25 protein-coding genes are annotated in these 23,914 nt (G+C 71.7%); 18 read left to right on the forward strand and 7 right to left on the reverse strand.

The features are described from left to right. Positions 1-32: 32 nt before the first annotated feature. The 6 genes from metG to nadB all read left to right on the forward strand — a co-directional run bounded on the left by metG (position 33) and on the right by nadB (position 6,781). Positions 33-2,078, forward strand: coding sequence for a methionine--tRNA ligase (metG, locus tag ACFQZY_RS08675; RefSeq protein WP_377415148.1), 2,046 nt, complete (start codon positions 33-35; stop codon positions 2,076-2,078). 14 nt (positions 2,079-2,092) lie between these two features. Continuing rightward, positions 2,093-2,284 carry a hypothetical protein gene (locus ACFQZY_RS08680; protein ID WP_377415150.1) on the forward strand — a complete coding sequence of 64 codons (192 nt, stop codon included), beginning with the start codon at positions 2,093-2,095 and terminating at the stop codon, positions 2,282-2,284. 73 nt (positions 2,285-2,357) lie between these two features. Next, a complete protein-coding gene (locus ACFQZY_RS08685; RefSeq protein WP_377415152.1) occupies positions 2,358-4,019 on the forward strand; it encodes a SulP family inorganic anion transporter in 1,662 nt (553 codons plus the stop codon). 73 nt (positions 4,020-4,092) lie between these two features. After that, positions 4,093-4,302, forward strand: a complete 210-nt coding sequence (locus ACFQZY_RS08690; RefSeq protein WP_377415253.1) for a DUF3460 family protein — start codon at positions 4,093-4,095, stop codon at positions 4,300-4,302. Between the two features lie 18 nt (positions 4,303-4,320). After that, positions 4,321-5,181: a segregation and condensation protein A gene (locus ACFQZY_RS08695; RefSeq protein WP_377415155.1), complete on the forward strand. Its 861-nt coding sequence runs from the start codon at positions 4,321-4,323 to the stop codon at positions 5,179-5,181. A gap of 22 nt (positions 5,182-5,203) precedes the next feature. Continuing rightward, positions 5,204-6,781, forward strand: coding sequence for an L-aspartate oxidase (gene nadB, locus ACFQZY_RS08700; RefSeq protein ID WP_377415158.1), 1,578 nt, complete (start codon positions 5,204-5,206; stop codon positions 6,779-6,781). Between the two features lie 34 nt (positions 6,782-6,815). On the opposite strand, the gene nadA is transcribed toward nadB, so the two are convergent. Further along, positions 6,816-7,931 (reverse strand): quinolinate synthase NadA, encoded by a 1,116-nt coding sequence (nadA, locus tag ACFQZY_RS08705; protein WP_377415161.1) that lies wholly within the window; start codon positions 7,929-7,931, stop codon positions 6,816-6,818. A gap of 69 nt (positions 7,932-8,000) precedes the next feature. Between nadA and ACFQZY_RS08710 the strand changes: the two genes are divergently transcribed. Beyond that, positions 8,001-8,333 carry a thioredoxin family protein gene (locus ACFQZY_RS08710; protein WP_377415164.1) on the forward strand — a complete coding sequence of 111 codons (333 nt, stop codon included), beginning with the start codon at positions 8,001-8,003 and terminating at the stop codon, positions 8,331-8,333. 15 nt (positions 8,334-8,348) lie between these two features. On the opposite strand, the gene ACFQZY_RS08715 is transcribed toward ACFQZY_RS08710, so the two are convergent. The 4 genes from ACFQZY_RS08715 to ACFQZY_RS08730 form a co-directional block, all read right to left on the reverse strand. Continuing rightward, a complete protein-coding gene (locus ACFQZY_RS08715) occupies positions 8,349-9,332 on the reverse strand; it encodes an NAD(P)H-dependent glycerol-3-phosphate dehydrogenase (RefSeq protein ID WP_377415166.1) in 984 nt (327 codons plus the stop codon). Positions 9,333-9,354: 22 nt separating this feature from the next. Beyond that, on the reverse strand, positions 9,355-9,810 hold the full coding sequence (gene secB, locus ACFQZY_RS08720; RefSeq protein ID WP_377415168.1) for a protein-export chaperone SecB: 456 nt from the start codon (positions 9,808-9,810) through the stop codon (positions 9,355-9,357). Positions 9,811-9,890: 80 nt separating this feature from the next. Beyond that, entirely contained in the window at positions 9,891-10,151 is a 261-nt protein-coding gene (grxC, locus tag ACFQZY_RS08725; protein ID WP_377415170.1) for a glutaredoxin 3, read from the reverse strand. Positions 10,152-10,161: 10 nt separating this feature from the next. Beyond that, on the reverse strand, positions 10,162-10,569 hold the full coding sequence (locus ACFQZY_RS08730) for a rhodanese-like domain-containing protein (RefSeq protein ID WP_377415172.1): 408 nt from the start codon (positions 10,567-10,569) through the stop codon (positions 10,162-10,164). 79 nt (positions 10,570-10,648) lie between these two features. On the opposite strand from ACFQZY_RS08730, the gene gpmA reads away from it, so the two are divergent. The 3 genes from gpmA to ACFQZY_RS08745 all read left to right on the forward strand — a co-directional run bounded on the left by gpmA (position 10,649) and on the right by ACFQZY_RS08745 (position 13,932). After that, positions 10,649-11,392 (forward strand): 2,3-diphosphoglycerate-dependent phosphoglycerate mutase, encoded by a 744-nt coding sequence (gene gpmA, locus ACFQZY_RS08735; protein WP_377415174.1) that lies wholly within the window; start codon positions 10,649-10,651, stop codon positions 11,390-11,392. A 252-nt stretch (positions 11,393-11,644) separates the two neighbouring features. After that, positions 11,645-13,087: a S41 family peptidase gene (locus ACFQZY_RS08740; protein ID WP_377415177.1), complete on the forward strand. Its 1,443-nt coding sequence runs from the start codon at positions 11,645-11,647 to the stop codon at positions 13,085-13,087. Positions 13,088-13,173: 86 nt separating this feature from the next. Then, positions 13,174-13,932: a HesA/MoeB/ThiF family protein gene (locus ACFQZY_RS08745; protein WP_377415179.1), complete on the forward strand. Its 759-nt coding sequence runs from the start codon at positions 13,174-13,176 to the stop codon at positions 13,930-13,932. Here ACFQZY_RS08745 and ACFQZY_RS08750 read toward each other — a convergent pair. Continuing rightward, complete coding sequence (locus ACFQZY_RS08750) at positions 13,915-15,861, reverse strand: AsmA family protein (protein ID WP_377415181.1); 1,947 nt, start codon at positions 15,859-15,861, stop codon at positions 13,915-13,917. The two genes, ACFQZY_RS08745 and ACFQZY_RS08750, sit on opposite strands and share 18 nt — an antisense overlap. Positions 15,862-16,030: 169 nt before the next feature. Continuing rightward, positions 16,031-16,663, reverse strand: coding sequence for a response regulator (locus ACFQZY_RS08755; protein WP_377415183.1), 633 nt, complete (start codon positions 16,661-16,663; stop codon positions 16,031-16,033). A 117-nt stretch (positions 16,664-16,780) separates the two neighbouring features. Here ACFQZY_RS08755 and ACFQZY_RS08760 point away from each other — a divergent pair, with 117 nt between their 5' ends. The 8 genes from ACFQZY_RS08760 to ACFQZY_RS08795 all read left to right on the forward strand — a co-directional run bounded on the left by ACFQZY_RS08760 (position 16,781) and on the right by ACFQZY_RS08795 (position 23,886). Beyond that, positions 16,781-18,160, forward strand: a complete 1,380-nt coding sequence (locus ACFQZY_RS08760; protein WP_377415185.1) for a CHASE3 domain-containing protein — start codon at positions 16,781-16,783, stop codon at positions 18,158-18,160. Between the two features lie 150 nt (positions 18,161-18,310). After that, positions 18,311-18,643: a hypothetical protein gene (locus tag ACFQZY_RS08765; RefSeq protein ID WP_377415187.1), complete on the forward strand. Its 333-nt coding sequence runs from the start codon at positions 18,311-18,313 to the stop codon at positions 18,641-18,643. A gap of 17 nt (positions 18,644-18,660) precedes the next feature. Continuing rightward, complete coding sequence (locus tag ACFQZY_RS08770; protein WP_377415189.1) at positions 18,661-19,035, forward strand: hypothetical protein; 375 nt, start codon at positions 18,661-18,663, stop codon at positions 19,033-19,035. A gap of 22 nt (positions 19,036-19,057) precedes the next feature. Further along, positions 19,058-19,492: a hypothetical protein gene (locus tag ACFQZY_RS08775; RefSeq protein ID WP_377415191.1), complete on the forward strand. Its 435-nt coding sequence runs from the start codon at positions 19,058-19,060 to the stop codon at positions 19,490-19,492. Continuing rightward, entirely contained in the window at positions 19,489-19,827 is a 339-nt protein-coding gene (locus ACFQZY_RS08780) for a BON domain-containing protein (RefSeq protein ID WP_377415193.1), read from the forward strand. The genes ACFQZY_RS08775 and ACFQZY_RS08780 overlap by 4 nt, the downstream gene beginning before the upstream one ends. A 23-nt stretch (positions 19,828-19,850) precedes the next feature. Next, the gene (locus ACFQZY_RS08785; protein WP_377415195.1) at positions 19,851-20,903 is read left to right on the forward strand and encodes a putative zinc-binding metallopeptidase; all 1,053 of its coding nucleotides are present in this window, start codon (positions 19,851-19,853) and stop codon (positions 20,901-20,903) included. 68 nt (positions 20,904-20,971) lie between these two features. Then, a complete protein-coding gene (locus ACFQZY_RS08790) occupies positions 20,972-23,368 on the forward strand; it encodes an adenosylcobalamin-dependent ribonucleoside-diphosphate reductase (RefSeq protein ID WP_377415198.1) in 2,397 nt (798 codons plus the stop codon). Continuing rightward, complete coding sequence (locus tag ACFQZY_RS08795; protein ID WP_377415200.1) at positions 23,365-23,886, forward strand: hemerythrin domain-containing protein; 522 nt, start codon at positions 23,365-23,367, stop codon at positions 23,884-23,886. The genes ACFQZY_RS08790 and ACFQZY_RS08795 overlap by 4 nt, the downstream gene beginning before the upstream one ends. The last annotated feature ends 28 nt before the right edge of the window (positions 23,887-23,914 follow it).

Consider the following 23,914-nt stretch of genomic DNA (forward strand, 5'->3'; position numbering starts at 1 on the left):
CTAAAATCGCCGGTTCCCTTCCGGTAGCCCCCATGTCCAAGCGCAAGCTCTTCGTCACCACCGCCCTGCCCTACGCCAACGGCAAGTTCCACATCGGCCACATCATGGAGTACATCCAGGCCGACATCTGGGTGCGGTTCCAGCGAATGCAGGGCCACATGGTCCACTTCGTGGGGGCGGACGACGCGCACGGCGCGCCGATCATGATCGCCGCCGAGAAGGCCGGCGTCAGCCCGCAGGAGTTCGTGGGCGCGATCGCCGCCGGCCGCAAGGAGTACCTCGATGGTTTCCATGTGCGCTTCGACAACTGGCACTCCACCGACAGCGCCGAGAACACCGAGCTGGCCCAGGGCATCTACAAGGCCCTGAAGGCCAACGGCATGATCGCCACGCGCACGATCGAGCAGTTCTACGACCCGGTCAAGGGCATGTTCCTGCCCGACCGCTACATCAAGGGCGAGTGCCCCACCTGCCACGCCAAGGACCAGTACGGCGACAGCTGCGAGGTGTGCTCCAGCGTCTACTCGCCCACCGACCTGATCTCGCCCTACTCCACCCTCACCGGCGCCACCCCGGAGCTGCGCAGCTCCGAGCACTTCTTCTTCCGGCTCTCCGACCCGCAGGTGGTGGACTTCCTGAAGTCGTGGACGCAAGACGGCAAGCTGCAGGCCGAGATGGCCAAGAAGGCCAGCGAGTGGTTCGAGGCCGGCATGGCCGACTGGGACATCTCCCGCGAGGCGCCCTACTTCGGCATCGAGATCCCCGACGCCCCGGGCAAGTACTTCTACGTCTGGCTGGATGCGCCCGTGGGCTACCTCGCCAGCCTGAAGAACCACTTCGACAAGGGCCAGGCCAAAAACCACTGGCACGAGGCCTCCCGCACCGACGCCAGCTTCGACGACTTCGTGGCCGACCCCGCGGTGGAACAGGTCCACTTCATCGGCAAGGACATCGTGTACTTCCACACGCTGTTCTGGCCCGCCATGCTGAAGTTCTCCGGCCGCAAGACGCCCAGCCAGGTGAACGTGCACGGCTTCATCACCGTCAGCGGCGAGAAGATGTCCAAGAGCCGCGGCACCGGCATCGACCCGCTCAAGTACCTCTCCCTCGGCATGAACCCCGAGTGGCTTCGCTACTACATCGCCGCCAAGCTCAATGGCCGCGTGGAAGACGTCGACTTCAACCCCGACGACTTCGTGGCCCGCGTCAACGCCGACCTGGTCGGCAAGTACGTGAACATCGCCTCGCGCGCGGTGAAGTTCATCCCCGAAGGCAAGCTGGTCGCCAACGACGCCGCCAGCCTGAACCCCGCCAAGCTGGTCGATAGCGTGGCCCACCTGTACGAGACCCGCGAGTACGGCAAGGCCCTGCGCGAGATCATGGCCTACGCCGACGAGGTCAACCTGCGCTTCGACGGCGCCGCCCCCTGGAAGCTGGTCAAGGAAGGCAAGGGCGCCGAGGCCGCCGCCATCTGCTCCGAGTGCGTGGAGCACTTCAAGGTGCTGACCGCCTGCCTGAAGCCGGTGCTGCCCGCCCTGGCGGCCCAGGCCGAGGCCTTCCTGCAATGCGCCCCGCTGGACTTCACCAACGCCGCCACCCCGCTGCCCGCCGGCCACCAGGTCGGCGCCTACCAGCACCTGATGCAGCGCGTGGACCCCAAGCTGCTCGACGCCCTGTTCGAGCCGCCGGCCCCCGCGGCCCCCGAAGTCACCGTCCCCGGCGGCGAGGAGCTGGCCCCCACCATCTCCATCGACGACTTCGCCAAGGTCGACCTGCGCATCGCGCAGATCGTCAACTGCGAGCCGGTGGAAGGCTCCACCAAGCTGCTGCGCCTCACGCTGGACGTGGGCGAAGGCAAGACCCGCAACGTCTTCTCCGGCATCGCCTCGGCCTACAAGCCGGAGGACCTCGTGGGCAAGCTGACCGTGATGGTGGCCAACCTCGCCCCGCGCAAGATGAAGTTCGGCATCTCGGAGGGCATGGTGCTGGCCGCCAGCCACGCCGACGAGAAGGCCAACCCCGGCATCTACGTGCTCAATCCCTGGCCCGGCGCGCAGCCCGGCATGCGGGTGCGCTAACGATGCGCCGCCTCATGACCCTGCTCGCGGCCGCCCTGCTGGCGGCCGGCCTCGGCGGCTGCGCGGTGATCGCGGTCGCCGACGCCGCCGTCAGCGTGACCGCCGGCGCCGTGGGCCTGGCGGCTGACGCCGCCATCGGCACCGCGCGCATCGCCGGCAAGGCGGTGGGCGCCGCAGCCGACGCGGTGATCCCCGCCAAGCCCTGAGCCCAGCGCGCCAGCCCCGGCGGGCCGCCGCCCGCCCGGCCGGGGTCCGCCGCGCTTGATCCACAATGGGGGCATGGCCTTTTCCTTCCCCCTGGCCGCCTTCCGGCCACGCATCGCCGCGGCCCTGAAGGACTACGGTGGCAAGACCCTCCAGAACGACCTCGGCGCCGGCCTCACCGTCGCCATCGTCGCCCTGCCCCTGGCCATGGCCTTCGCCATCGCCTCCGGCCTCTCGCCCCAGGCCGGCCTGTGGACCGCGATCATCGCGGGCGCCCTGGTGGCAGTGCTGGGTGGCTCCAACGTGCAGATCGCCGGGCCGGCGGGGGCCTTCATCGTCATCGTCTACGGCATCGTCGAGCGCCACGGCCTGGCCAACCTGCTGATCGCCACCGCCTGCGCCGGCGTGCTGCTGTTCCTCCTGGGCCTGCTGCGACTGGGCAGCCTGGTGCGCTACGTACCGGTGAGCATCGTCGTGGGCTTCACCAACGGCATCGCGGTGCTGATCGCGCTGTCCCAGGTGAAGGACTGGCTGGGCCTGCAGGTGGCCCGGATGCCGGCCGACTTCTTCGCCCAGATCGGCGTCATCGCCAGCCACATCGGCAGCTTCAACCCCTGGGCCTTCGCCCTGGGCACCGCCTGCTTCGCCGGCCTGTGGCTGTGGCCGCGCCTGTGGGGCACGCGGGCCGCCGCCCCGCCCGCGGCGGACCAGCCGCTGGCGCACAGCATCGCGGTGGTGGGCGCGCGCATCCCCGGCCCGATCGTGGCCCTGGTCACGCTGACCGGCCTGGCCTATGCGCTGCACCTGCCGGTGGAGACCATCGGCTCGCGCTTCGGCGGCATCCCGCAGACCCTGCCCGCCTTCGCCCTGCCCGCGTTCTCCTGGGAGGGCGTCAAGCAGCTGGTCTCGCCGATCCTCACCATCGCCCTGCTCGGCGCGATCGAGTCCCTGCTATGCGCGCGGGTGGCCGACCAGGTCAGCGACCTGCCCCGGCACGACCCGAACCAGGAGCTGATGGCCCAGGGCGTGGCCAACCTGGTGGTGCCCTTCTTCGGCGGCATGCCCGCCACGGGCACCATCGCCCGCACCGTGACCAACGTGCGCGCCGGCGCCCGTACGCCGGTGGCCGGCCTGTTCCACGCCGTCGCCCTCGCCGCCGTGGTGCTGCTGGCCGCGCCGCTGGCGCTGCACGTGCCCCTGGCAGTCCTCGCCGGCATCCTGCTCTCGGTGGCGATGAACATGGGCGAGTGGCACGAGTTCGCGCAGCTGCGCCGCCACAGCCGCCATTACCGGGTGGTGATGCTCGGCACCTTCTTCCTGACCGTGGTGTTCGACCTCACCGTGGCCCTGGAGGTGGGGCTGGTGGCGGCCTGCGCCCTCTTCATCCGCAGCATGGGTTCGCAGTTCCGGGTGGAGCCGGCGCCGGCCGAGGGGCGCGCCCTGCGCTTTCGCCTCTATGGCTCGCTGTTCTTCGGCGCGGTGACGCAGATCGACCGCGCGGTGCAGGCGGTCGAGGCCGGCCCGGACTGCGCCGAGGTGACGCTGGACGCCTTGCAGCTGGTGTACGCGGACGTCACCGGCGTCGACGCCCTGCGCCAGTTGCACCGGGTGGTGCTGCAAAAGGGCGGCACCCTGGCGGTGGTGAACCTGCAGGAGCAGCCCGCCGACACGTTCGCGCGCACCGGCTTCGCCGACGAACTGCGCCGGCACGCCCCCTCGCAGGACGTCACGGCCTGACCCCGGGCCCGCCGGGGGCGCGCGCCCCCGCCCGGTAGAATTCGGCGCAGAGAGGAACCCCGCCATGGCCTTGCTGCGCATCTTCCGCCGCCCCGACTACAACTCCGAGATCACCCGCTTCATTTCCGACCTCAAGGCCGCCAAGCCGGACCTGGAGGCCCAGCAGCGCGCCGGCCGCGCCCTGCTCTGGGACAAGCACCCGGACCCGGAACTGCGCAAGGAGTTCAGCGCCGGCCGCGTCGCCCAGAAGCCGTACGTCTACGGCAGCTACGGCGACCGGTAAGCAGCCCCGCCCCGCACGATGAGCGACACCCCCGCCGCCCCCGACACCCTGCCGGCCCCGCCCGCCGACGGCGTGCCGGGCCTGCCCGAGGTAGTGGACCAAGTCGCCATCGCCCGCCTCTACGGCGAGCCCCTGTTCCAGGTCCCCACCGACCTGTACATCCCGCCCGACGCGCTCGAGGTGTTCCTCGAGGCCTTCGAAGGCCCGCTGGACCTGCTGCTGTACCTGATTCGCAAGCAGAACTTCAACATCCTCGACATCCCGATGGCGGGCGTGACCCGCCAGTACCTGCAGTACGTCGACGAGATTCGCAGCCGCAACCTGGAGCTGGCCGCCGAGTACCTGCTGATGGCGGCGATGCTGATCGAGATCAAGTCGCGGATGCTGCTGCCGCCCAAGAAGACGGCGCAGGGCGAGGAGCCCGAGGACCCGCGCGCCGAGCTGGTGCGCCGCCTGCTCGAGTACGAGCAGATGAAGCTGGCCGCCGCCCGCCTGAACGAGCTGCCCCACATGGGCCGCGACGTGCTCAAGGCCCAGGTCTACATCGAGCAGTCGCTGCAGCCTCGCTTCCCGGACGTGAGCATCGGCGACCTGCAGGAGGCCTGGCGCGACATCCTCAAGCGCGCCCGCCTGGTGCAGCACCACAAGATCTCGCGCGAGGAGCTGTCGGTGCGCGAGCACATGTCCATCGTGCTGCGCAAGCTGCAGGGCCGCAAGTTCATCGAGTTCGAGCACCTGTTCGACACCAGCCGCGGCGTGCCGGTGCTGGTGGTCACCTTCATCGCGATGCTGGAGCTGGCCAAGGAATCGCTGGTCGAAGTGACCCAGGCCGAGGCCTTCGCCCCCATCTACGTGCGCCTGGCCTACCAGCCGGCCTGACCTTCCCTTTCCCCTGCTTCCCATGCCCGAGAACCCGTCGCTGGACTTCGACGTCCTCATCGTCGGCAGCGGCCTGGCCGGCCTGTCCGCCGCCCTGCACCTGGCGCCCACGCGCCGCGTCGCCCTGATCACCAAGCGCCAGCTGGCCGACGGCTCCAGCGGCTGGGCCCAGGGCGGCATCGCCGCGGTGATGGACCCGGCGGACACCGTCGAGTCCCATGTGCAGGACACCTTCATCGCCGGCGCCGGCCTGTGCGACCCCGCGGCCACCCGCTTCGTGGTCGAGAACTCGCCGCCCAGCATCGCCTGGCTGCAGTCGCTGGGTGTGCCCTTCACGCTGGAGGGCGACCACCTGCACCTCACGCGCGAAGGCGGCCACAGCGCGCGGCGCATCGTGCATGCCGACGACGCCACCGGCGCCGCGGTGCAGCGCACGCTGATCGAGCGGGTCAAGGCCACGCCGAACATCACGGTGTTCGAGCGGCACATGCTGGTCGACCTGGTCACCACCGGCAAGCTGGGCGTATCGCCCCAGCGCTGCGTAGGCCTGTACGCGCTGGACGAGGCGCGCGACGAGGTCGTCACCCTGCGCGCGCCGCACACCCTGCTGGCCACCGGCGGCGCGGGCAAGGTGTACCTCTACACCACCAACCCCGACACCGCCACCGGCGACGGCATCGCCGCCGCCTGGCGCGCCGGCTGCCGGGTGACGAACATGGAGTTCATCCAGTTCCACCCGACCTGCCTGTACCACCCCCACGTCAAGAACTTCCTGATCTCCGAGGCGGTGCGCGGCGAGGGCGGCCGGCTGCTGCTGCCCGACGGCACCCGCTTCATGCCCGCGCACGATGCGCGCGGCGAGCTGGCCCCGCGCGACATCGTGGCCCGCGCCATCGACTTCGAGATGAAGAAGCAGGGCCTGGACTGCGTGCACCTGGACATCTCGCACCAGCCGCCGGAGTTCGTCCGCGCGCATTTCCCCATGATCCACGCCCGCTGCCTGGAGCTGGGGATCGACATCACCCGCGAGCCGATCCCGGTGGTGCCGGCGGCCCACTACACCTGCGGCGGCGTGCACACCGACCTGGCCGGCCGCACCGACCTCGAGGGCCTCTACGCCATCGGCGAGACCGCCTACACCGGCCTGCACGGCGCCAACCGCCTCGCCAGCAACTCGCTGGTGGAGTGCATGGTCTTCGCCCGCTCGGCGGCGCAGGACATCCTGGCCAAGCCGGCCCCCGCGCTGCCCGCCGTGCCGGCCTGGGACGAGAGCCGCGTGACCGACGCCGACGAGGCCGTGGTCATCTCGCACAACTGGGACGAGCTGCGCCGCTTCATGTGGGACTACGTGGGCATCGTGCGGACCAACAAGCGCCTGGAGCGCGCGGCGCACCGCATCGCGCTGCTGCAGCAGGAGATCCAGGAGTTCTACGGCGCCTTCCACGTCACCAGCGACCTGCTGGAGCTGCGCAACCTGGTGACCGTGGCCGACCTGATCGTGCGCAGCGCGCAGCAACGCCGCGAGAGCCGCGGGCTGCATTACAGCCGCGACTACCCGCAGACGCTGGACGAGGCGAAGCCGACGACGCTGCGGCCCTGACCGCGGGCCGCAGGCAGGGGCCGGTCCGCAGCCCTCAGGCCGCGCCGATGTTGGGCACCAGCGCGCCGGCCGGACGGCCGTCCTTGAGGGCGGCGGTGAAGGCCAGCATCCGGTCGATCGGCAGTCGGGCGCGATCGATCAGCGCCGGGTCGACCTGGATCTCGTTCAGGCCCTTCTCCAGCACCTCGGCCACGCCGGCCAGGCCGTTCATGGCCATCCAGGGGCAGTGCGCGCAGCTCTTGCAGGTGGCGCTGTTGCCGGCGGTGGGCGCCTCGATGAACACCTTGCCGGGGTTCAGCGTGCGCAGCTTGTGCATCATGCCGTTGTCGGTGGCCACGATGAACTCGCGCGCGTCCAGCTCGCGCGCCGCCTTCAGGATGGCGGAGGTCGAGCCCACGGCGTCGGCCAGGGCCACCACCTCGGCGGGCGACTCCGGGTGCACCAGCACCTTGGCGCCCGGGTGCTCCTTGATCAGGGCCTCCAGCTCGAAGGACTTGAACTCGTCGTGCACGATGCACGAGCCGTTCCAGAACACCATGTCGGCGCCGGTCTCGCGCTGGATGTAGCCGCCCAGGTGGCGGTCGGGGGCCCACAGGATCTTGTGGCCCTTGGCATGCAGCTCGCGCACGATGTCCAGCGCGCAGCTGGAGGTGACGAGCCAGTCGGCGCGCGCCTTGACCGCGGCGCTCGTATTGGCATAAACCACCACGGTGCGGTCCGGGTGCGCATCGCAGAAGGCGCTGAACTCGTCGATCGGGCAGCCCAGGTCCAGCGAGCAGGTGGCGTCCAGGTCGGGCATCAGGACCCGCTTCTCGGGCGAGAGGATCTTGGCCGTCTCCCCCATGAAGCGCACGCCCGAGACCACCAGGGTCTGGGCCGGATGGTTGCGGCCGAAGCGGGCCATCTCCAGCGAGTCGCTGACCAGGCCGCCGGTTTCCTCGGCCAGGTCCTGCAGGTCGGGGTGCACGTAGTAGTGCGAGACCATCACCGCATTGCGCTCCTTCAGCAGGCGGCGGATGCGGTCCTTGAGAGCGGCGCGCTCGGCCTGCGAAGGCTCGGGCGGCACGCGGGCCCAGGCGTGCTTGGTGCTGCAGGCGTCACCCTGCGGCTGCTCGTACTCGACATCGACGATCGGGATCACGGCGCTCATGAAAATTCCTCTACCCCGGATTGTCGCCGCTGGGACGCCTGCCCCCGCGCACTGCGCCAGAATGCCCGCATGAACAGCGCATTCCCCACCTCGTACGCCGAGGACGAGCCTGCCCGCGAGGCGGTCGACGCCCTGCCGGGCACCACGGTCCTGGAGTTCGGCGCGGACTGGTGCGGCTGGTGCCAGGGCGCCCAGCCCCACATCGCGCAGGCCCTCGCGGGACAACCGGGTCTTCGCCACATGAAGGTGGCCGATGGAAAGGGCAAGCCCCTGGGCCGGTCCTTCCGCGTGAAGCTGTGGCCCACGCTGGTCTTCCTGAAGGACGGCCGGGAGGTCGCCCGGGTGGTGAGGCCCGCCGGGCCGCAGCCCCTGCGCGAGGCGCTCGCGCAGGTCACGGGCTGATCCGGGCGCGGGGGCTCAATGCTCGGGCCGGGCCTCTCGGCCCATGAGGGCCGCCAGGCCCTGGGCCGGCGTGAGCTGGCCATCGAGCAGGGCCACCACGGCGCTGGCGATCGGCATGTCCACCCCCAGCTGCGCGGCGCGCTGCACCACGGTGCGGGCGCAGTACACGCCCTCGGCCACATGCCCGAGCGACTCCACTGCCTGCGCCAGGGTCTTGCCCTCGGCCAGCAGCAGGCCCACCTTGCGGTTGCGACTGAGGTCACCGGTGGCGGTGAGCACCAGGTCGCCCAGGCCGGACAGGCCCATGAAGGTCTCGGCGCGCGCGCCCAGCGCCAGGCCCAGGCGGGTGATCTCAGCCAGGCCACGGGTGATCAGCGCGGCGCGGGCATTCAGCCCCAGGCCCAGGCCGTCGCACAGGCCGGTGGCGATGGCCAGCACGTTCTTCACCGCGCCGCCGACCTCGACGCCGGGCAGGTCGTCGTTGGCGTAGACACGCAGGCTGGGGTTGTGGAAGCCGGCCACCAGCGCGTCGCGCACGGCGGCGTGGCGGCTGGCCGCCACCAGGGCGGTGGGCTGCCCGCGCGCCACTTCCTGGGCGAAGCTGGGACCGCTCAGGGCGCCCCCCAGCAGGCGGGGCGCGACCTCGGCCTGGATCTCGTGGCCGAGGCGGCCGGTGCCGGCCTCGAAGCCCTTGCACAGCCAGGCCACCGGCACGCCGGCGTCCTTCAGCTGCGACAGCATGCCGCGCAGGCCGGCCATGGGCGTGGCCACGATGGCCAGGTCATGCCGGCGCGCCAGCGCGGGCACGTCGGCCTCGTCGCTCACCGCCAGGCGCGGCGGCAGGGCCGCGCCGGGCAGGTAGCGGCGGTTCTCGCCGTCGGCGCGCAGGGCCGCGGCCTGCGCGGGATCGCGCAGCCACAGGGTGAGGTCGTGGTGGGCGGCGGCGTTGACCGCCAGGGCCGTGCCCCAGGCGCCGGCGCCGAGGACCAGGATCTTCATCGCGGGGCGGCCCGGACGCCGATCAGGCCTGGGTGATGATGCCGGAGCCTTGCTGGGCGGCCTGCTGCTGCTCGTACATGGCCTGGAAGTTGATCTCGGCCAGGTGCACCGGCGGGAAGCCGGCGCGGGTGATCAGGTCGGCGACGCTGGCGCGCAGGTAGGGGTAGACGATCTGCGGGCAGGCGATGCCCATGATCGCGCCCATCTGGGATTCGTCGATGTTGCGGATCTCGAAGATGCCGGCCTGCTTGCACTCGGCCAGGAACACGGTGCGGTCCTTGATCTTCGTGGTGACGGTGGCGGTGACGGCCACTTCGAACATGCCCTCGGCGGCCTGGCCGGCTTCCACGCCCAGCTGGATGTCGACGGTGGGCTGCTCCTGCTCCAGCAGGATCGCGGGCGAGTTCGGCTGCTCGAGCGAGGCCTCCTTCAGGTAGACGCGCTGGATCTGGAACACGGGTTCTTGGTTGTCGGCCATGGATTGCTTTCTTTTATGTAGAAACAGCCCGCCCGGCGAGCCGGACGGGCTGTGAACGGGGTTTGCAGCGGGCGATTATGTCAGGCGCCCTGCAGCAGAGGGACGAGGCCCCCGCGGCCGTCCAGGGCGATCAGGTCGTCGCAGCCGCCGACATGGGTGTCGCCGATGAAGATCTGCGGCACGGTGCGGCGGCCGGTGATCTGCATCATGTGGTCCCGCTGGGCGGGGTCGGTGTCGATGCGGACCTCCTCGATCTGCTCGACGCCCTTGGACTTGAGGACCTGCTTGGCGCGGATGCAGTAGGGGCACACGGCCGTCGTGTACATCTTCACGGCTTGCATGGCGTCCCCCTCAGGCCTTCTCGACGGGCAGGTTGGCCTCGCGCCAGGCACGCAGGCCGCCGGCCAGCACCTGGGCCTTCTCGTAGCCCAGGCCGCGGGCGATGCCCGCCGCGCCCTTGGCGCGCGTGCCGGTGCCGCACACCAGCACCAGGGGGACGGTCTTGTTCTTGGCGACTTCGGGCAGGCGGGCCTGCAGCTGCGACAGCGGCACGTTGCGCGCGCCGGCCACGTGGCCGGCGGCGAATTCCTGGGGCTCGCACACGTCCACCACGACCGCCTTCTCGCGGTTGATCAGTTGGACTGCGGCGTTGGGGTCCAGGCCGCCGGCGCCGCCGCGGGTGATGACGGGCCACAGCAGCATGCCGCCGGAGAGGAGCGCCACCGAAATCAGCGCCCAGTTGTCGATCAGGAACTTCACGAAATCTTCCCTGCAAAGGTTGGTCAGCCCGCGATTTTAAAATCTCGGCTCTTTCCCTCCATTGAACAGGCGCTTGCCCATGTACAAACTCGTGCTGATTCGCCACGGCGAATCGACCTGGAACCTCGAAAACCGCTTCACCGGCTGGACCGACGTGGACCTCACGCCCACCGGCGTCGAGCAGGCCAAGTCCGCCGGCCGCCTGCTGCGCGCCGAGGGCTACGACTTCGACCTGTGCTACACGAGCGTCCTCAAGCGCGCCACCCGCACCCTGTGGCACACCCTGGACGAACTCGATCGCACCTGGCTGCCGGTGGTCCACTCCTGGCGCCTGAACGAGCGCCACTACGGCGCCCTGCAGGGCCTGAACAAGGCCGACATGGCCAAGCAGTACGGCGACGACCAGGTGCTGGTCTGGCGCCGCAGCTACGACACCCCGCCGCCGGCCCTGGAGCCGACCGACCCGCGCTGTGAGCGCGGCGACGTGCGCTACGCCGGCCTGGCGGCCCACGAGGTGCCGCTGACCGAGTGCCTGAAGGACACCGTGGCCCGCGTCCTGCCGTTCTGGAACGAGCACATGGCGCCTGCCATCAAGTCCGGCAAGCGCATCGTGGTGGCCGCCCACGGCAACTCGATCCGCGCCCTGGTCAAGTACCTGGACGGCATCTCCGACTCGGACATCGTCGGCCTGAACATCCCCAACGGCATCCCCCTGGTCTACGAGCTGGACGCGTCCCTCAAGCCGATCCGCCACTACTACCTGGGCGACGCCGAGGCCGCCGCCAGGGCCGCCGCGGCCGTGGCCAGCCAGGGCAAGGCCTAAGCCGAATCCCTAAGGAGGCACTGCCTACATCCCTAGGCGGACGGGGCCGGCGGCGTCCAGACTGGAGCCATCGGTTCTCCCTAGTCTCCTCCTTGTGGGTTTGCCCGGGATCAGACGGCCCCCGACGGCCGCCAGACCCGGGCATTTTTTTGCCCTGGTAATACCAGCGTCGGCAGGGGAACCACTCGACGCCAGCGGCGTCTGACGCTCATCGCGGGTGTATATTGCCCGCCCAGAGGACACGCCTTTCCCATGAGCCAGAAACTCAAGATCGCCGGTTGGATTTCCGTGGGCGCGCTCGCCGGCGCGCTCACCACGGTCTCGCTGCAGACCGTGGCCCGCGGCTCCTTGGCCCCCCTGCCCCTGGAGGAGCTGCAGCAGCTCGCCGCGGTGTTCGGCATGGTCAAGACCGATTACGTCGAGCCGGTCGACGAGAAGAAGCTGATCACCGACGCCATCTCCGGCATGGTCGCCAGCCTCGACCCGCACTCCCAGTATTTCGACAAGAAGTCCTTCAAGGAATTCCGCGAGGGCACCTCGGGCCGCTTCGTCGGCGTGGGCATCGAGATCACCCAGGAAGACGGCGTGGTCAAGGTGGTCTCCCCGATCGAGGGCTCGCCCGCCTTCCGCGCCGGCCTGCAGCCCGGTGACCTGATCACCAAGGTCGACGACACCGCGGTCAAGGGCCTGTCCCTGAACGAGGCCGTCAAGCGCATGCGCGGCGAGCCGAACACCAAGGTGACCCTGACCATCTTCCGCAAGGACGAAAACCGCACCTTCCCGGTCACCATCACCCGCGAGGAAATCAAGACCGTCTCGGTCAAGGGCAAGGTGGTCGAGCCGGGTTACGGCTGGATCCGCCTGTCCCAGTTCCAGGAGCGCACCGTCGAGGACTTCGTGCGCAAGGTCGAGGAGGTCTACAAGGCCGAGCCCAACCTCAAGGGCCTGGTGCTGGACCTGCGCAACGACCCGGGCGGCCTGCTCGATGCCGCCGTCGCCGTGTCCGCCGCCTTCCTGCCCGAGGGCGTGCCGGTGGTCTCCACCAACGGCCAGCTGGCCGAGAGCAAGTTCACCTACAAGGCTGCGCCGGAGTTCTACCAGCGCCGCCCCGGCAATGACCCGCTGCGCCGCCTGCCCGCCGCCCTCAAGTCCGTGCCCCTGGTGGTCCTGGTCAACGAAGGCTCGGCCTCGGCCAGCGAGATCGTGGCCGGCGCCCTGCAGGACCACAAGCGTGCCACCATCCTGGGCAGCCAGACCTTCGGCAAGGGCTCGGTGCAGACCGTGCGCCCGCTCGGCCCCGATACCGCGCTGAAGATCACCACGGCCCGCTACTACACCCCCAGCGGCAAGTCCATCCAGGCCCGCGGCATCGTCCCCGACGTCCTGGTCGACGAGAGCCCGGAGGGCAACATCTTCGCCGCCCTGCGCACCCGCGAGGCCGACCTCGACAAGCACCTGACCTCCGGCCAGTCCGCCGAGCAGAAGGACGCGGCGCTCGAGAAGCTGCGCGAGGAGGCCCGCAAGAAGGCCGAACTCGAGGCGCTGAAGCCGCCGTCCGAACGCCTCAAGGTGCCCGAATTCGGCAGCGACAAGGACTTCCAGCTCGCCCAGGCCCTCAACCAGCTCAAGGGCCGCCCGGTGATCGTGAGCAAGACCCAGGTCATCGAGCGCAAGGACGAGAAAAAGGAAAACTGATCGTCCGGTATGCTCGGCAGGGCCGGCCTTCGCGAGAGGGCCGGCCCTTTCCATTGGCCCCGCTCCCACACGCGCCCGCACGCCCCATGACCGACGACGACCTGCTGCGCTACTCGCGCCATATCCTGCTGGAGGAGGTGGGCGTCGAGGGCCAGGAGCGCATCACGGCCGCCCGCGCGCTGGTGATCGGCGCCGGCGGCCTGGGCTCGCCGGCGGCCCTGTTCCTGGCCAGCGCCGGCGTGGGCCACCTCACCCTGGTCGACGCCGACGTGGTGGACCTCACCAACCTGCAACGGCAGATCGCCCACAGCATGGACCGCATCGGCCAGCCCAAGGTGCAGTCCGCGCGCACCGCGATCGCCGCGCTCAACCCCGGCATCGAGGTCCAGGCCGTGGCCCGCCGCGCCGACGCCGCGCTGCTCGACGAACTCGTGCCGCAGGCCCAGGTGGTGCTCGATTGCACCGACAACTTCAGCACCCGCCACGCCATCAACGCCGCCTGCGTGCGCCACCGCGTGCCCCTGGTCTCGGGCGCGGCCATCCGCTTCGACGGCCAGCTGGCCGTGTTCGACCCGCGCGACGCCGCCGCCCCCTGCTACGCCTGCATGTTCCCGCCGCAGCAGGCCTTCGAGGAGACGCGCTGCGCCACGATGGGCGTGTTCGCGCCGCTGGTGGGGGTGATCGGCAGCCTGCAGGCCGCCGAGGCGCTCAAGCTGCTGGCGCACGCCGGCACGCCCATGACCGGCCGCCTGCTGATGCTCGACGGCCTGCGCATGGAGTGGAACGAGATCCGGGTGCCGCGCGACGCCGGCTGCCCGGTGTGCGGCTCAGCGCCGGCCGCCTGAAGCGGGCGCCGCCGCGGCCGGCGCCGCGGCCTGCCGCAGCACGGCGGCGCAGTCCACGTCCTTGCCCGGGCCGGTCTCCACCGTGGCCGCCAGGCCGAGCAGCGGGTTGATCGCACCCAGCGCCAGGGCCACCCCCGCCCGGGCCGCGACGGCACCCGCGTCGACCCCGGCCTGCGGCCGGCCCAGGGTGCCCGTGAGCACCAGGGGGGAGCGCAGGGTGAGGAAGCTCGGGTCCTTGGGCCGGGGCCGGAACGTCAACGCCAGGGTCTCGTCGGCCAGGCTGATGCGGCCCTCGCCCCAGATCACGGTGTCCGTGGTGTCCAGCACCAGCGTGCGCGCCGCCATCACGCCCTCGCGCACCACGAAGCCGGCGGCCGCGCAGCGCAGGCCGACCTGCTGGTCCCGGCCGCCGAGGAAGGCCAGGATCTCGGCCCCGTCCAGTCCTGCCAGTTCCAGCAGCAGGTTGCTGATGCGGCCCGGCCCCATCAGCAGCGAGACCTCGCCCTCGGAACGCCCCAGCATCTGCGCGAGGTGGGCGCCGCGCCCGGACAGCTGGATGCGCCCCTGCAGCTGGCCGGCGCTGGCCCGCGTCAGCGGCTCGCCGGGCAGCAGCCGGGGCAGTTGCAGGTCCTGCGCGCGCAGGTCCGCCTCGAGCGTGGCGGGCGGCTCGCGGCCATCCACCCGCAGCCGCCCCGCCAGGCGCCCGCCGGCCACGCCGACCTCCAGCGGGTCGAGCAGCAGGTCCCCGGCCTGCAGCCGCACCAGCGCGGACACCCAGTCCAGCGGCAGCTGGCGCACGTTCACCAGCCGCCGCGCGGTGTAGCGGACATCGGCATCCATGGCCCGCAGGCGCTGCGTGTCCAGGGGCACCCGCGGGAGCACGCGCCCGTCCTCCCGCTGCGCGCGCACCCGCTCCAGCCGCGGCGGCCAGCGCAGGCCCACCAGCGGCGCGAGGTCGTCGAAATCCAGCTGGCGGGAGGCCAGCTCGCCCGTCAGCCGGGGCACTGGCATGCCGGCGTCGAAGGTGAGGCGGCCCGTGACGTCGGAGCGGCCGAGGCGGCCCTCCAGGCCGGTGGCGAACCAGCGCACGCCCTGGCGCTGGAGGCGGCCGGCCACGACGTAGGGCGGCGTGGCCGGCAGGACCAGCCCGGCGACCGGGTACAGGTCGGCCAGGTTGCGCCCCTGCAGCCGCACCTGCAGGTCGCTGCCCTCGAAGCCGGCGAGGCTGGCGAGCGTCCCGTTCGCGCGCAGGCTGGTCGCCCCGGCCCGCGCCTCCACCTCCATCGGGAAGGGCTCGCCGTCGCGCCGCGACTGCAGCGCCAGGATCCCGCCGGTGCGGCCGGAGGCCTGGAAGGCCATGCCGCGCCAGCGGCCCTCGACCCGGAACCGCAGGGGCATGGCGGCGGCGCCAGCGCCCTCGTCGGTGGCCAGGCGGGCCACCAGGTCGGCGGCCAGATGGGGGGCGAGGAAATGCACCTCGCCGCCATCCACCTGCAAAGCTTCGACCCGCACCGGCATCGGTCCCTGCGTGCCCTGCGCCCCCAGCCGCCAGGTCTGGCGGCCATCGGCCATCGACTGCAGCCCCAGGCGGGGGCCGGTCAGCCGGGCGTGCTCGATCTCCAGGCGCCCGCGCAGCAGGGGCAGCCACCGCAGGCGCACCTGCGCGGCCTCCACCCGCAGCAGGTCCCGGTCACGGGCCCAATCGGGGTTGCCGACCACGAGGCCCTCGAGGCGGACATGCAGGCGGGTGCCGAGGCCGACCTCGAGGCGGCGGGTGATCTCCACCGGGCGACCGAGCCGCTCGCCCAGGAGCCGGGCCACCGGCCCGCGCGGCAGCTCCCAGGGCAGGAGGGCCGCGAGCAGGACCAGGGCGGCGACCCCGGCCACCACGGCGGCGAGGAGGCGGGCACGCTGCCCGCTCCGGGTCATCTCAGCCCCAGGCCGAACAGCTGGAGCGCCAACTCCCCGGGCTGGCCGAGCGCGATGAGCCCGGCAGCCATCAGGGTGGCCAGAAGTACGACGACAGAGCCCAGAACAGTCTTCATGGCGATGTCCTCCGGCGGGGCGGCAAGCCGGTCCGGCAGGCCCCGGAGCCGGCTCAGTCGATCAGCTTGTTCTTGAGCGCGTAGTAGGTCAGGTCGCTGTTGGACGCCAGGCTCATCTTCTCCATGAGCCGGGTGCGGTAGGTGCTCACGGTCTTGACCGACAGCGACAGCGCCTTGGCGATGTCTCCGGCGGTCTCGCCCTTGGCCAGCTTCAGGAAGACCTGGAACTCGCGCTCGGACAGCTGCTCGTGGGGTGCGCCCCCTTCCTTTCGATTGAGTTGCTGCGCGAGCAGTTCCGCCACCGCGGGCGAGATGTAGCGCCGGCCGAGGGCGATGGTTCGGATCGCGTTGACGATCTCCATCGGCTCGCACTCCTTGTTCAGGTAGCCACTCGCGCCCTGGCGGATCAGGTTCATGGCGTAGTGCTCCTCGGGGTACCCGGAGAGGATCAGGATGCCCACGTCCGGCGCCTTGGCGCGGATCATGCCCAGGGCATCGATGCCGCTCTGGCCCGGCATGGACAGGTCCATCACCAGCACGTCGAGCTCGGTCGTGCGCACCAGGTCGATGGCCTCGCGCCCGCTCGCCGCCTCGCCCACCACGCGCAGGTCCACCTGCTCGGAGAAGAACTGCCGCAACCCCGAACGCACGATGGCGTGGTCATCCACGATGCCGACTTTGATCATGTCCGTCCTCTTTCCTCACCTGTTGATGCGCGGCCCCAAGGTCAACCACAATGGGTTCACGCGGACCGACAAACGAATTCATTTTATGCACAACGGGTCGAACATGGAGCCATTCCGATGGACAGGCGCAGGATCTCGCGGCTGACCCTGAGCCTGCTGCTGCCGGTGCTGGCGGTGGGTGCGCTCCTCGTCATCAACGAGGTCGGCTTCCGCCGATCCAGCCAGGCGCTGGAGGCGATCGCGCAGGCGGCCCACACGCGCAGCACGCTCAATCGCCTGCTGCAGCAGATGCTCGATGCGGAGACCGGCTCGCGCGGCTACCTGCTCACGGGCGAGGCGCGCTACCTGGCCCCATACAGCGCCGCGGTGGGCGAGGTGGGCGAGACGCTGGCCGTCCTCGCGCGAGCCTACCCCGAGGGCGCCCCCGAGGCGCAGCGGGTCGCGGCCATGACCGCCGACACCCAGCGCAAGCTCGCGGAGATGGAGCTGTCCGTGCGCATGCGCCAGCAGGGCAACGAGGACGCCTGGAAATTCGTGCTCCTGACCGATGTCGGCAAGCAGCACATGGACGCGATCCGCACCAACGCGACGCAGCTGATCGCGCAGGCCAGCGCGCGGGTGGAAGGCAGCCAGGCGCAGGTCCAGACCTCGCTGCTGCTCGGGCGCCTGGGCATCGCCGTGGTGACGCTGGTGGCGCTCGTCGCGTTCTACCTGTACCGCCGGCAGACCCGGCTGCTGGAGGATGCCGGCGAGCGCCAGCAGCGCGCGCTGCAGCTGGAGCGGGACCAGCTCGAGCAGGTGGTGCGCGAGCGCACCGCCTCGCTCGCCGAACTCGCCACCCACCTGCAGCAGGTGCGCGAGCAGGAGCGCGGCCACCTCGCCCGCGAACTGCACGACGAACTCGGCGCCCTGCTCACGGCCGCCAAGCTCGACGTGGCCCGCCTGCGCTCGCGCGTGGGCGCGAGCTCGCCGGAGGTGGCGCAGCGGCTGGAGCACCTGGTCGACACCCTGAACCGGGGCATCGCCCTGAAGCGCCGCATCATCGAGGACCTGCGCCCCTCGGCCCTGGCCAACCTGGGGCTCACCGCCTCGCTCGAGATCCTTGCGCGCGAGTTCGGCGAGCAGTACGGCATCGAGGTCGCCACCAGCCTCGAGTCCGTGCGGCTGGACGAGGCATGCGACCTCACCGTCTACCGACTGGTGCAGGAATCGCTCACCAACGTCGCCAAGTACGCGCGCGCCCGGCAGGTCGACATCAGCGTGCATGGCTACGGCAACCTGGTGGAAGTCTGCGTGCGGGACGACGGCGCCGGTTTCGACGCCGCGTCGGTACGCCCCTCCACCCACGGCCTGGCGGGCATGCGCCACCGGGTCGAGGCCGCCGGCGGCCGCCTGACCGTCACCTCCGCGCCCGGCGAGGGCACCCGCGTGGTGGCGACCTTGCCGCAGGCGCCGGCCCGCCCCCCGGAGCGCGCGTTCACGCCCGCCGCGAACTGAGCGCGTCCTACAGCGCAGCGGCCCGAAGGCCGACGGCCGATCAAGCCGGCGGCCGATCGGCAATGGATGACCTTGAAACGTAGGCTGTCGGGAGCGGCCGCCCTCCCCTGCGGCCCCCCAAGCCTTCGCCCTGCCTTCGAGGAGCACGCCATGACCCCACGCCGCCCCCCACCCGCCGCCGCGCGCGCCGCCTCGGCGCGCTCGCTGGCCGACGAAGCCGCCGCCACCGGCAGCGGCATGCTGGAAGGCACGCGCGAGTTCGCGGCCCAGGCCCTGGAGCGTGCCGCCCATGCCGTGCGCGACCTGCGCGAGGGCGTGGCCGGCACGGCCCATGCCGCGCAGCGGCGCGTGGGCCTGTATGCCGACGCCACCAGCCGCTACGTCGCCGAGCAGCCGCTGAAATCCGCGCTGTTGGCGGCGGCGCTCGGCGCGCTGTTGATGGCGGCCCTGCTGGCCACGCGCCGGGGCGGCAGCCGCTACTGACACCACCGGCCGGCCCCATGCTCCACCCGATCTTCTCCGTGCTCGTGCGGCGGCCCGACCTGCTGGTGGACCACCTGGCCGCCTACGCCGCGCTCGCGCGCGAGGAGGCCGCCACCACCGGCGGCGAGGTCGCCCGGCGCGCCCTCGCCTGGGCCGTGGCGGTGATGGCCTTCATCGCCTTCCTCGTGCTCGCCGGCACGGCCGCCATGGTCGGCGTGATGCTGGACCGGTTCCACTGGATGCTGCTGCTGGCGCCGGGCACGGCCCTGGCGCTGGCGGCGGTGGCCTTCGTCCAGGCGCGCCGCAAGCTGCCGCAGGCGGCCTTCGCCGAGCTGCGCGCGCAGCTCGATGCGGACGCCCGCGCGCTGCGCACGCTGGGGTCGTCGCCATGAGCCGCGGCGCGCAAGGCCGCCCATGACCGCGGCGAGCGAACGCCTGGCCCGCACGCGGCTGGCGATCATCGACGAAGCCTGCGACCAGCGCCGCGGCCGCGCGGGCGACAGCGGCGCGGCGTGGGGCACGGCCTCGCGCTGGCAGCGCGTGCGGACGGCCGCACGGACCTGGTGGCAGCAGCACCCCGCGCACCAGGCCGCCGATATCGCCGGCCCCCTGCTCGCCGCCTGGTCGCGCCGCCACCCGGGCAAGCTGCTCGCCCTCTCGCTGGCCGCCGGCGCCGCCCTGGTGCTGGCGCGTCCCTGGCGGCTGGTCTCCATCACCGGGCTGCTGCTGGCGGCCCTGCGCTCGCCGCAGCTGTCGGCGATGCTGATGTCGGCCCTGTCCACGCCGGAACCGGCAGCCTTCGGGGCCGGCTCCGGAGTCCCCCCACCCGAAGAAAGGAGTACCCCATGAAGAACACCCTGAACCGGCACGCGCGCGCGCTCGCGCTCGCTGCCCTGACCGGGCTGGCCCTGGGCACCACCGGCTGCACCGTGATGCGCGGCCAGTCCACCGTCGGCACCTACGTCGACGACGCCGCCATCACCGCCAGCGTGAAGGCCAAGCTGCTCGAGGACAAGACCACCGGAGGCATGTCCATCAACGTCGACACGCTCAATGGCACGGTGGCCCTGTCGGGCTTCGCCAAGTCGCAGGCCGAGCGGACCCAGGCCGAGGCGCTGGCCCGCAGCACCAAGGGCGTGCGGGACGTGCGCAACAACCTGATCGTGCGGCCTCCCGCCTCCTGACCTGACGCCCCCGGCGCCGGCGCATGCGCATCTTCCGCTGCGACCACTGCGGCAACGCGCTGTACTTCGAGAACACGCAGTGCCTGCAGTGCGGCAGCACGCTCGCCTTCCTGCCCGGGCGCATGGAGCTGTGCGCCATCGAGCCGGCAGGCGATGCGCCGGGCCTGTGGCACCGGCGCGACGGCCGCCGCTGGCGCCACTGCCTCCACCGCGAGGGCACGCGGGCCTGCAACTTCGCGGTACCGCAGGAGGACCCCAACCCGCTGTGCGTGTCGTGCCGGCAGACCCGGGTGTTGCCGGACCTCGCGGACTCGGCCAACCTCGAGCGCTGGCAGCGCATCGAGGCCGCCAAGCGCCGGCTGTTCTTCACGCTGGCGCGCCTGCGCCTGGTGGCCACCGAGCCGCCGGGCGGGCAGGCGGACGGGCCGGCCTACGAGTTCAAGCAGGACCTGCCGGGCGAGCCGGTCCTCACCGGCCACGCCGGCGGCGTGATCACGCTCAACGTGGCGGAGGCCGACGACGCCGAGCGCATGCGCCGGCGCGTCGCGCTGCACGAGGCCTACCGCACGCTGCTGGGCCACCTGCGGCACGAGTCGGGCCACTACTTCTGGGACCGTCTGGTCGATCAGGCCGGCCGCCATGACGCGTTCCGCCGCGCCTTCGGCGACGAGCGCGCCGACTACGGCCAGGCCCTGGCGCGGCACCATGCCCGCGGCGCGCCGGCCGACTGGCCGCAGGGCTTCGTCAGCGCCTACGCCACCGCCCACCCCTGGGAGGACTGGGCCGAGACCTGGGCACACTACCTGCACATGGTGGACCTGCTGGAGACGGCCGCCTCCTTCGCGACCCGCGTCTCGGTGCCCGGTGCCGACGCCGCGGACGACCCGGCGCCGGACCCGTTCGAGGCCGGCCCCGTCGACTTCGACGCCCTGGTGGCCGCCTGGGTCCCGCTCACGCTCCTGGTGAACAGCCTGAACCGCAGCCTCGGCCAGGAGGACGCCTACCCGTTCGCACTCAGTCCCGGCGCGCTTGTCAAGCTGCGATTTGCCCACAACCTCATCGCCTGCCGGAATTAATCCTGTTCAATCCGGCCGGGCGATGGCTCAATGGAAACCCTAATCACTTTTCACTGACCGGAGCCCCCATGAAGCGCGACGCAGCACTGCCCCCTCAACCGATCAGCGAGGACGTGCTGCGAGAGAAGTACTGCAAGGGGGACGAGAAGGGCGAGCAGGAAGTCTTCGAGCGCGTGGCCCGCGCCCTGGCCAGCGTCGAGGCCGAGCCGCTGCGCGAGACCTGGCAGGCGCGCTTCCTGGCCAACCTGCGAGCCGGCGCGATCGGCGCGGGCCGCATCATGAGCGCCGCCGGCACCGACCTGCAGGCCACCCTGATCAACTGCTTCGTGCAGCCCGTGGGCGACTGCATCCAGGGCGTGGACGACGAGGGCTACCCCGGCATCTACGAGGCGCTGCGCGAGGCCGCCGAGACCATGCGCCGCGGCGGCGGCGTCGGCTACGACTTCTCCCGCATCCGCCCCACCGGCGCGCGGGTGCGCGCCACCGCCTCGCTGGCCTCGGGCCCGTGCAGCTACATCGACGTCTTCGACCGCTCCTGCGCCACCGTCGAGAGCGCCGGTTCGCGCCGCGGCGCCCAGATGGGCGTGCTGCGCATCGACCACCCCGACGTGCAGGACTTCATCGTCGCCAAGCGCACCCCCGGGCGCTGGAACAACTTCAACGTCTCGGTGGCCGTGACCGACGCCTTCATGCGCGCCCTCGACGCCGACGCCGACTGGCAGCTGGTGCACCGCGCCGCCCCCGGCCCGGGCCTGCTGCAGGCGGGCGCCCACCAGCGCGCCGACGGCCTGTGGGTCTACCGCACGGTGCGCGCCCGCGAGCTGTGGGAGAAGGTCATGAAGTCGACCTACGACTTCGCCGAACCCGGCATCCTGTTCCCCGACACCATCAACCGCGACAACAACCTGGGCTACTGCGAAACCATCGCCGCCACCAACCCCTGCGGCGAGCAGCCCCTGCCCTCCTACGGCTGCTGCGACCTCGGCCCCATCATCCTGCCGCGCTTCGTGCGCAATCCCTTCGGCATGGGCGGCCTGGCGGCCTTCGACTTCACCGCCTTCACCCAGGCCGTCGCGGTGCAGGTGCGCGCCCTGGACAACGTGCTGGACCTCACCTGGTGGCCCCTGGACCCGCAGCGCGACGAGGCCATGGCCAAGCGCCGCATCGGCGTGGGCTTCACCGGCCTGGGCGATGCCCTGGCCATGCTGGGCGTGCGCTATGACGCCGAGGAGGGCCGCGACATGGCGGTGCGCATCGCGCGCAGCCTGCGCGACGCGGCCTATGCGGCCTCGATCGAGCTGGCGCGCGAGAAGGGTGCCTTCCCCGCCTTCGACGCCGACGGCTACCTGCGCGAGGGCAGCTTCGCCAGCCGCCTGGACGACGGCCTGAAGGCGCAGATCCGCGCGCACGGCATCCGCAACAGCCACCTGCTGTCGATCGCGCCCACCGGCACGGTGAGCCTGGCATTCGCCGACAACGCCTCCAACGGCATCGAGCCGGCCTTCTCCTGGACCTACACCCGCCGCAAGCGCGAGGCCGACGGCTCCACCTCCGAGTACCGCGTCGAGGACCACGCCTGGCGCCTGTTCCACGCGCTCGCCGGCGCCGATGCGCCGCTGCCCGCCAGCTTCGTCACCGCGCTGGAGATGCCCGCGGCGCAGCACCTGGCCATGATGGCCGCGGTCCAGCCCTATGTGGACACCGCCATCTCCAAGACGGTGAACGTGCCGGCCGACTACCCCTACGAGGACTTCAAGGACCTGTACCGCCAGGCCTGGCAGGCACGGCTGAAGGGCCTGGCCACCTACCGTCCCAATGACATCCTGGGCGCGGTGCTCACCACCGACGCGCCGGCCGCCGCCTCCAAGCCCGCCGCGGCCGACGAGGGCCCGGACCCGATGCGCAGCATGATCGGCAGCCGCCCGCGCGGCGCCCTGCCCGCGGTGGCCGAGAAGGTCGAGTACTGGACCCAGCAGGGCCGACAGACGCTGTACATCGTGGTGTCCTTCCTGCCGGTGGGCGATGGCCGCGAGCGCGCCATCGAGTTCTTCATGCCGGTGGGCCAGAGCGGCGAATCGCAGCAGTGGATCACCGCCAGCATGCGCCTGCTCTCGCTGGCCGCGCGCGGCGGCTTCCTGGACCGGGCGCTGGCCGACATGCGCAAGGTCGCCTGGGACCGCGGACCGGTGCGCCTGGGCACCTACACCCGCGCCGACGGCGCCCAGGTGCCGCTGTGGCACGACTCCGAGGTGGCCGCCATCGCCTGGGCGGTGCAGAACATCATCGCCCACCGCAACGGCCAGGCCGTGCCCTCGCTGGCCACGCCGGACGCGGCGCCCGCCCCCGGCGCGCAGGACGGCGTGATCGCCGGACGCAAGTGCCCCGAGTGCGGCGCCCACGCCATGATCCGCAAGGACGGCTGCGACTGGTGCAGCCAGTGCGGCCACCTGGGCAGCTGCGGATGACGCTGTCGCCCTCCGCCGCGTTCGAGCAACCCTTCGAGATGCTGGACGCGTGCCATGAGCGCGTGCAGCGCATGCTGCGCCTGCTCGAGCGCCTGCGCGCCCATGTCGCCGCGCACGGGGCCGACGCGCAGGCCCGGCAGGCGGCGCGCGACGTCATGCGCTACTTCGACCTCGCCGCGCCCCAGCACCACCTGGACGAGGAGCGCCATGTCTTCCCGCCCCTGCTGGCCGCCGGCGACCCGGAACTCGCCGCCGTGGTGCGGCAGCTGCAGCAGGACCACGCGCGGATGGAGGCCGACTGGGCCCATGCCCGCGAGGTCCTCGCCGGGCTCGCCGGCGGGACCCTCGCCACGCTGGACGCCGCCCAGGGCGCATCGCTGGAGGCCTTCGCGGCGCTGTACGCCGACCACATCGTCGCGGAGGACCGCGTGGCCTACCCGGCCGCCCGCGAGCGGCTGGACGCGGCAGCCCTCGCCGCCATGGGCCAGGACATGATGCAGCGGCGCGGCGTGCGCTGAGCCGCCGGCCCACCCGGGCCGGCAGGGC

This window comes from Ramlibacter sp. GCM10027632 (assembly GCF_042675325.1).
Taxonomy (GTDB): Bacteria; Pseudomonadota; Gammaproteobacteria; order Burkholderiales; family Burkholderiaceae_C; genus Ramlibacter.

Coding starts and splice junctions, on each gene's coding strand:
- metG (WP_377415148.1), top strand. CDS start 33: ATGTCCAAGCGCAAGCTCTTCGTCACCACCGCCCTGCCCTACGCCAAC.
- ACFQZY_RS08680 (WP_377415150.1), top strand. CDS start 2,093: ATGACCCTGCTCGCGGCCGCCCTGCTGGCGGCCGGCCTCGGCGGCTGC.
- ACFQZY_RS08685 (WP_377415152.1), top strand. CDS start 2,358: ATGGCCTTTTCCTTCCCCCTGGCCGCCTTCCGGCCACGCATCGCCGCG.
- ACFQZY_RS08695 (WP_377415155.1), top strand. CDS start 4,321: ATGAGCGACACCCCCGCCGCCCCCGACACCCTGCCGGCCCCGCCCGCC.
- nadB (WP_377415158.1), top strand. CDS start 5,204: ATGCCCGAGAACCCGTCGCTGGACTTCGACGTCCTCATCGTCGGCAGC.
- nadA (WP_377415161.1), bottom strand. CDS start 7,931: ATGAGCGCCGTGATCCCGATCGTCGATGTCGAGTACGAGCAGCCGCAG.
- ACFQZY_RS08710 (WP_377415164.1), top strand. CDS start 8,001: ATGAACAGCGCATTCCCCACCTCGTACGCCGAGGACGAGCCTGCCCGC.
- ACFQZY_RS08715 (WP_377415166.1), bottom strand. CDS start 9,332: ATGAAGATCCTGGTCCTCGGCGCCGGCGCCTGGGGCACGGCCCTGGCG.
- secB (WP_377415168.1), bottom strand. CDS start 9,810: ATGGCCGACAACCAAGAACCCGTGTTCCAGATCCAGCGCGTCTACCTG.
- grxC (WP_377415170.1), bottom strand. CDS start 10,151: ATGCAAGCCGTGAAGATGTACACGACGGCCGTGTGCCCCTACTGCATC.
- gpmA (WP_377415174.1), top strand. CDS start 10,649: ATGTACAAACTCGTGCTGATTCGCCACGGCGAATCGACCTGGAACCTC.
- ACFQZY_RS08740 (WP_377415177.1), top strand. CDS start 11,645: ATGAGCCAGAAACTCAAGATCGCCGGTTGGATTTCCGTGGGCGCGCTC.
- ACFQZY_RS08745 (WP_377415179.1), top strand. CDS start 13,174: ATGACCGACGACGACCTGCTGCGCTACTCGCGCCATATCCTGCTGGAG.
- ACFQZY_RS08750 (WP_377415181.1), bottom strand. CDS start 15,861: ATGACCCGGAGCGGGCAGCGTGCCCGCCTCCTCGCCGCCGTGGTGGCC.
- ACFQZY_RS08755 (WP_377415183.1), bottom strand. CDS start 16,663: ATGATCAAAGTCGGCATCGTGGATGACCACGCCATCGTGCGTTCGGGG.
- ACFQZY_RS08760 (WP_377415185.1), top strand. CDS start 16,781: ATGGACAGGCGCAGGATCTCGCGGCTGACCCTGAGCCTGCTGCTGCCG.
- ACFQZY_RS08765 (WP_377415187.1), top strand. CDS start 18,311: ATGACCCCACGCCGCCCCCCACCCGCCGCCGCGCGCGCCGCCTCGGCG.
- ACFQZY_RS08770 (WP_377415189.1), top strand. CDS start 18,661: ATGCTCCACCCGATCTTCTCCGTGCTCGTGCGGCGGCCCGACCTGCTG.
- ACFQZY_RS08775 (WP_377415191.1), top strand. CDS start 19,058: ATGACCGCGGCGAGCGAACGCCTGGCCCGCACGCGGCTGGCGATCATC.
- ACFQZY_RS08780 (WP_377415193.1), top strand. CDS start 19,489: ATGAAGAACACCCTGAACCGGCACGCGCGCGCGCTCGCGCTCGCTGCC.
- ACFQZY_RS08785 (WP_377415195.1), top strand. CDS start 19,851: ATGCGCATCTTCCGCTGCGACCACTGCGGCAACGCGCTGTACTTCGAG.
- ACFQZY_RS08790 (WP_377415198.1), top strand. CDS start 20,972: ATGAAGCGCGACGCAGCACTGCCCCCTCAACCGATCAGCGAGGACGTG.
- ACFQZY_RS08795 (WP_377415200.1), top strand. CDS start 23,365: ATGACGCTGTCGCCCTCCGCCGCGTTCGAGCAACCCTTCGAGATGCTG.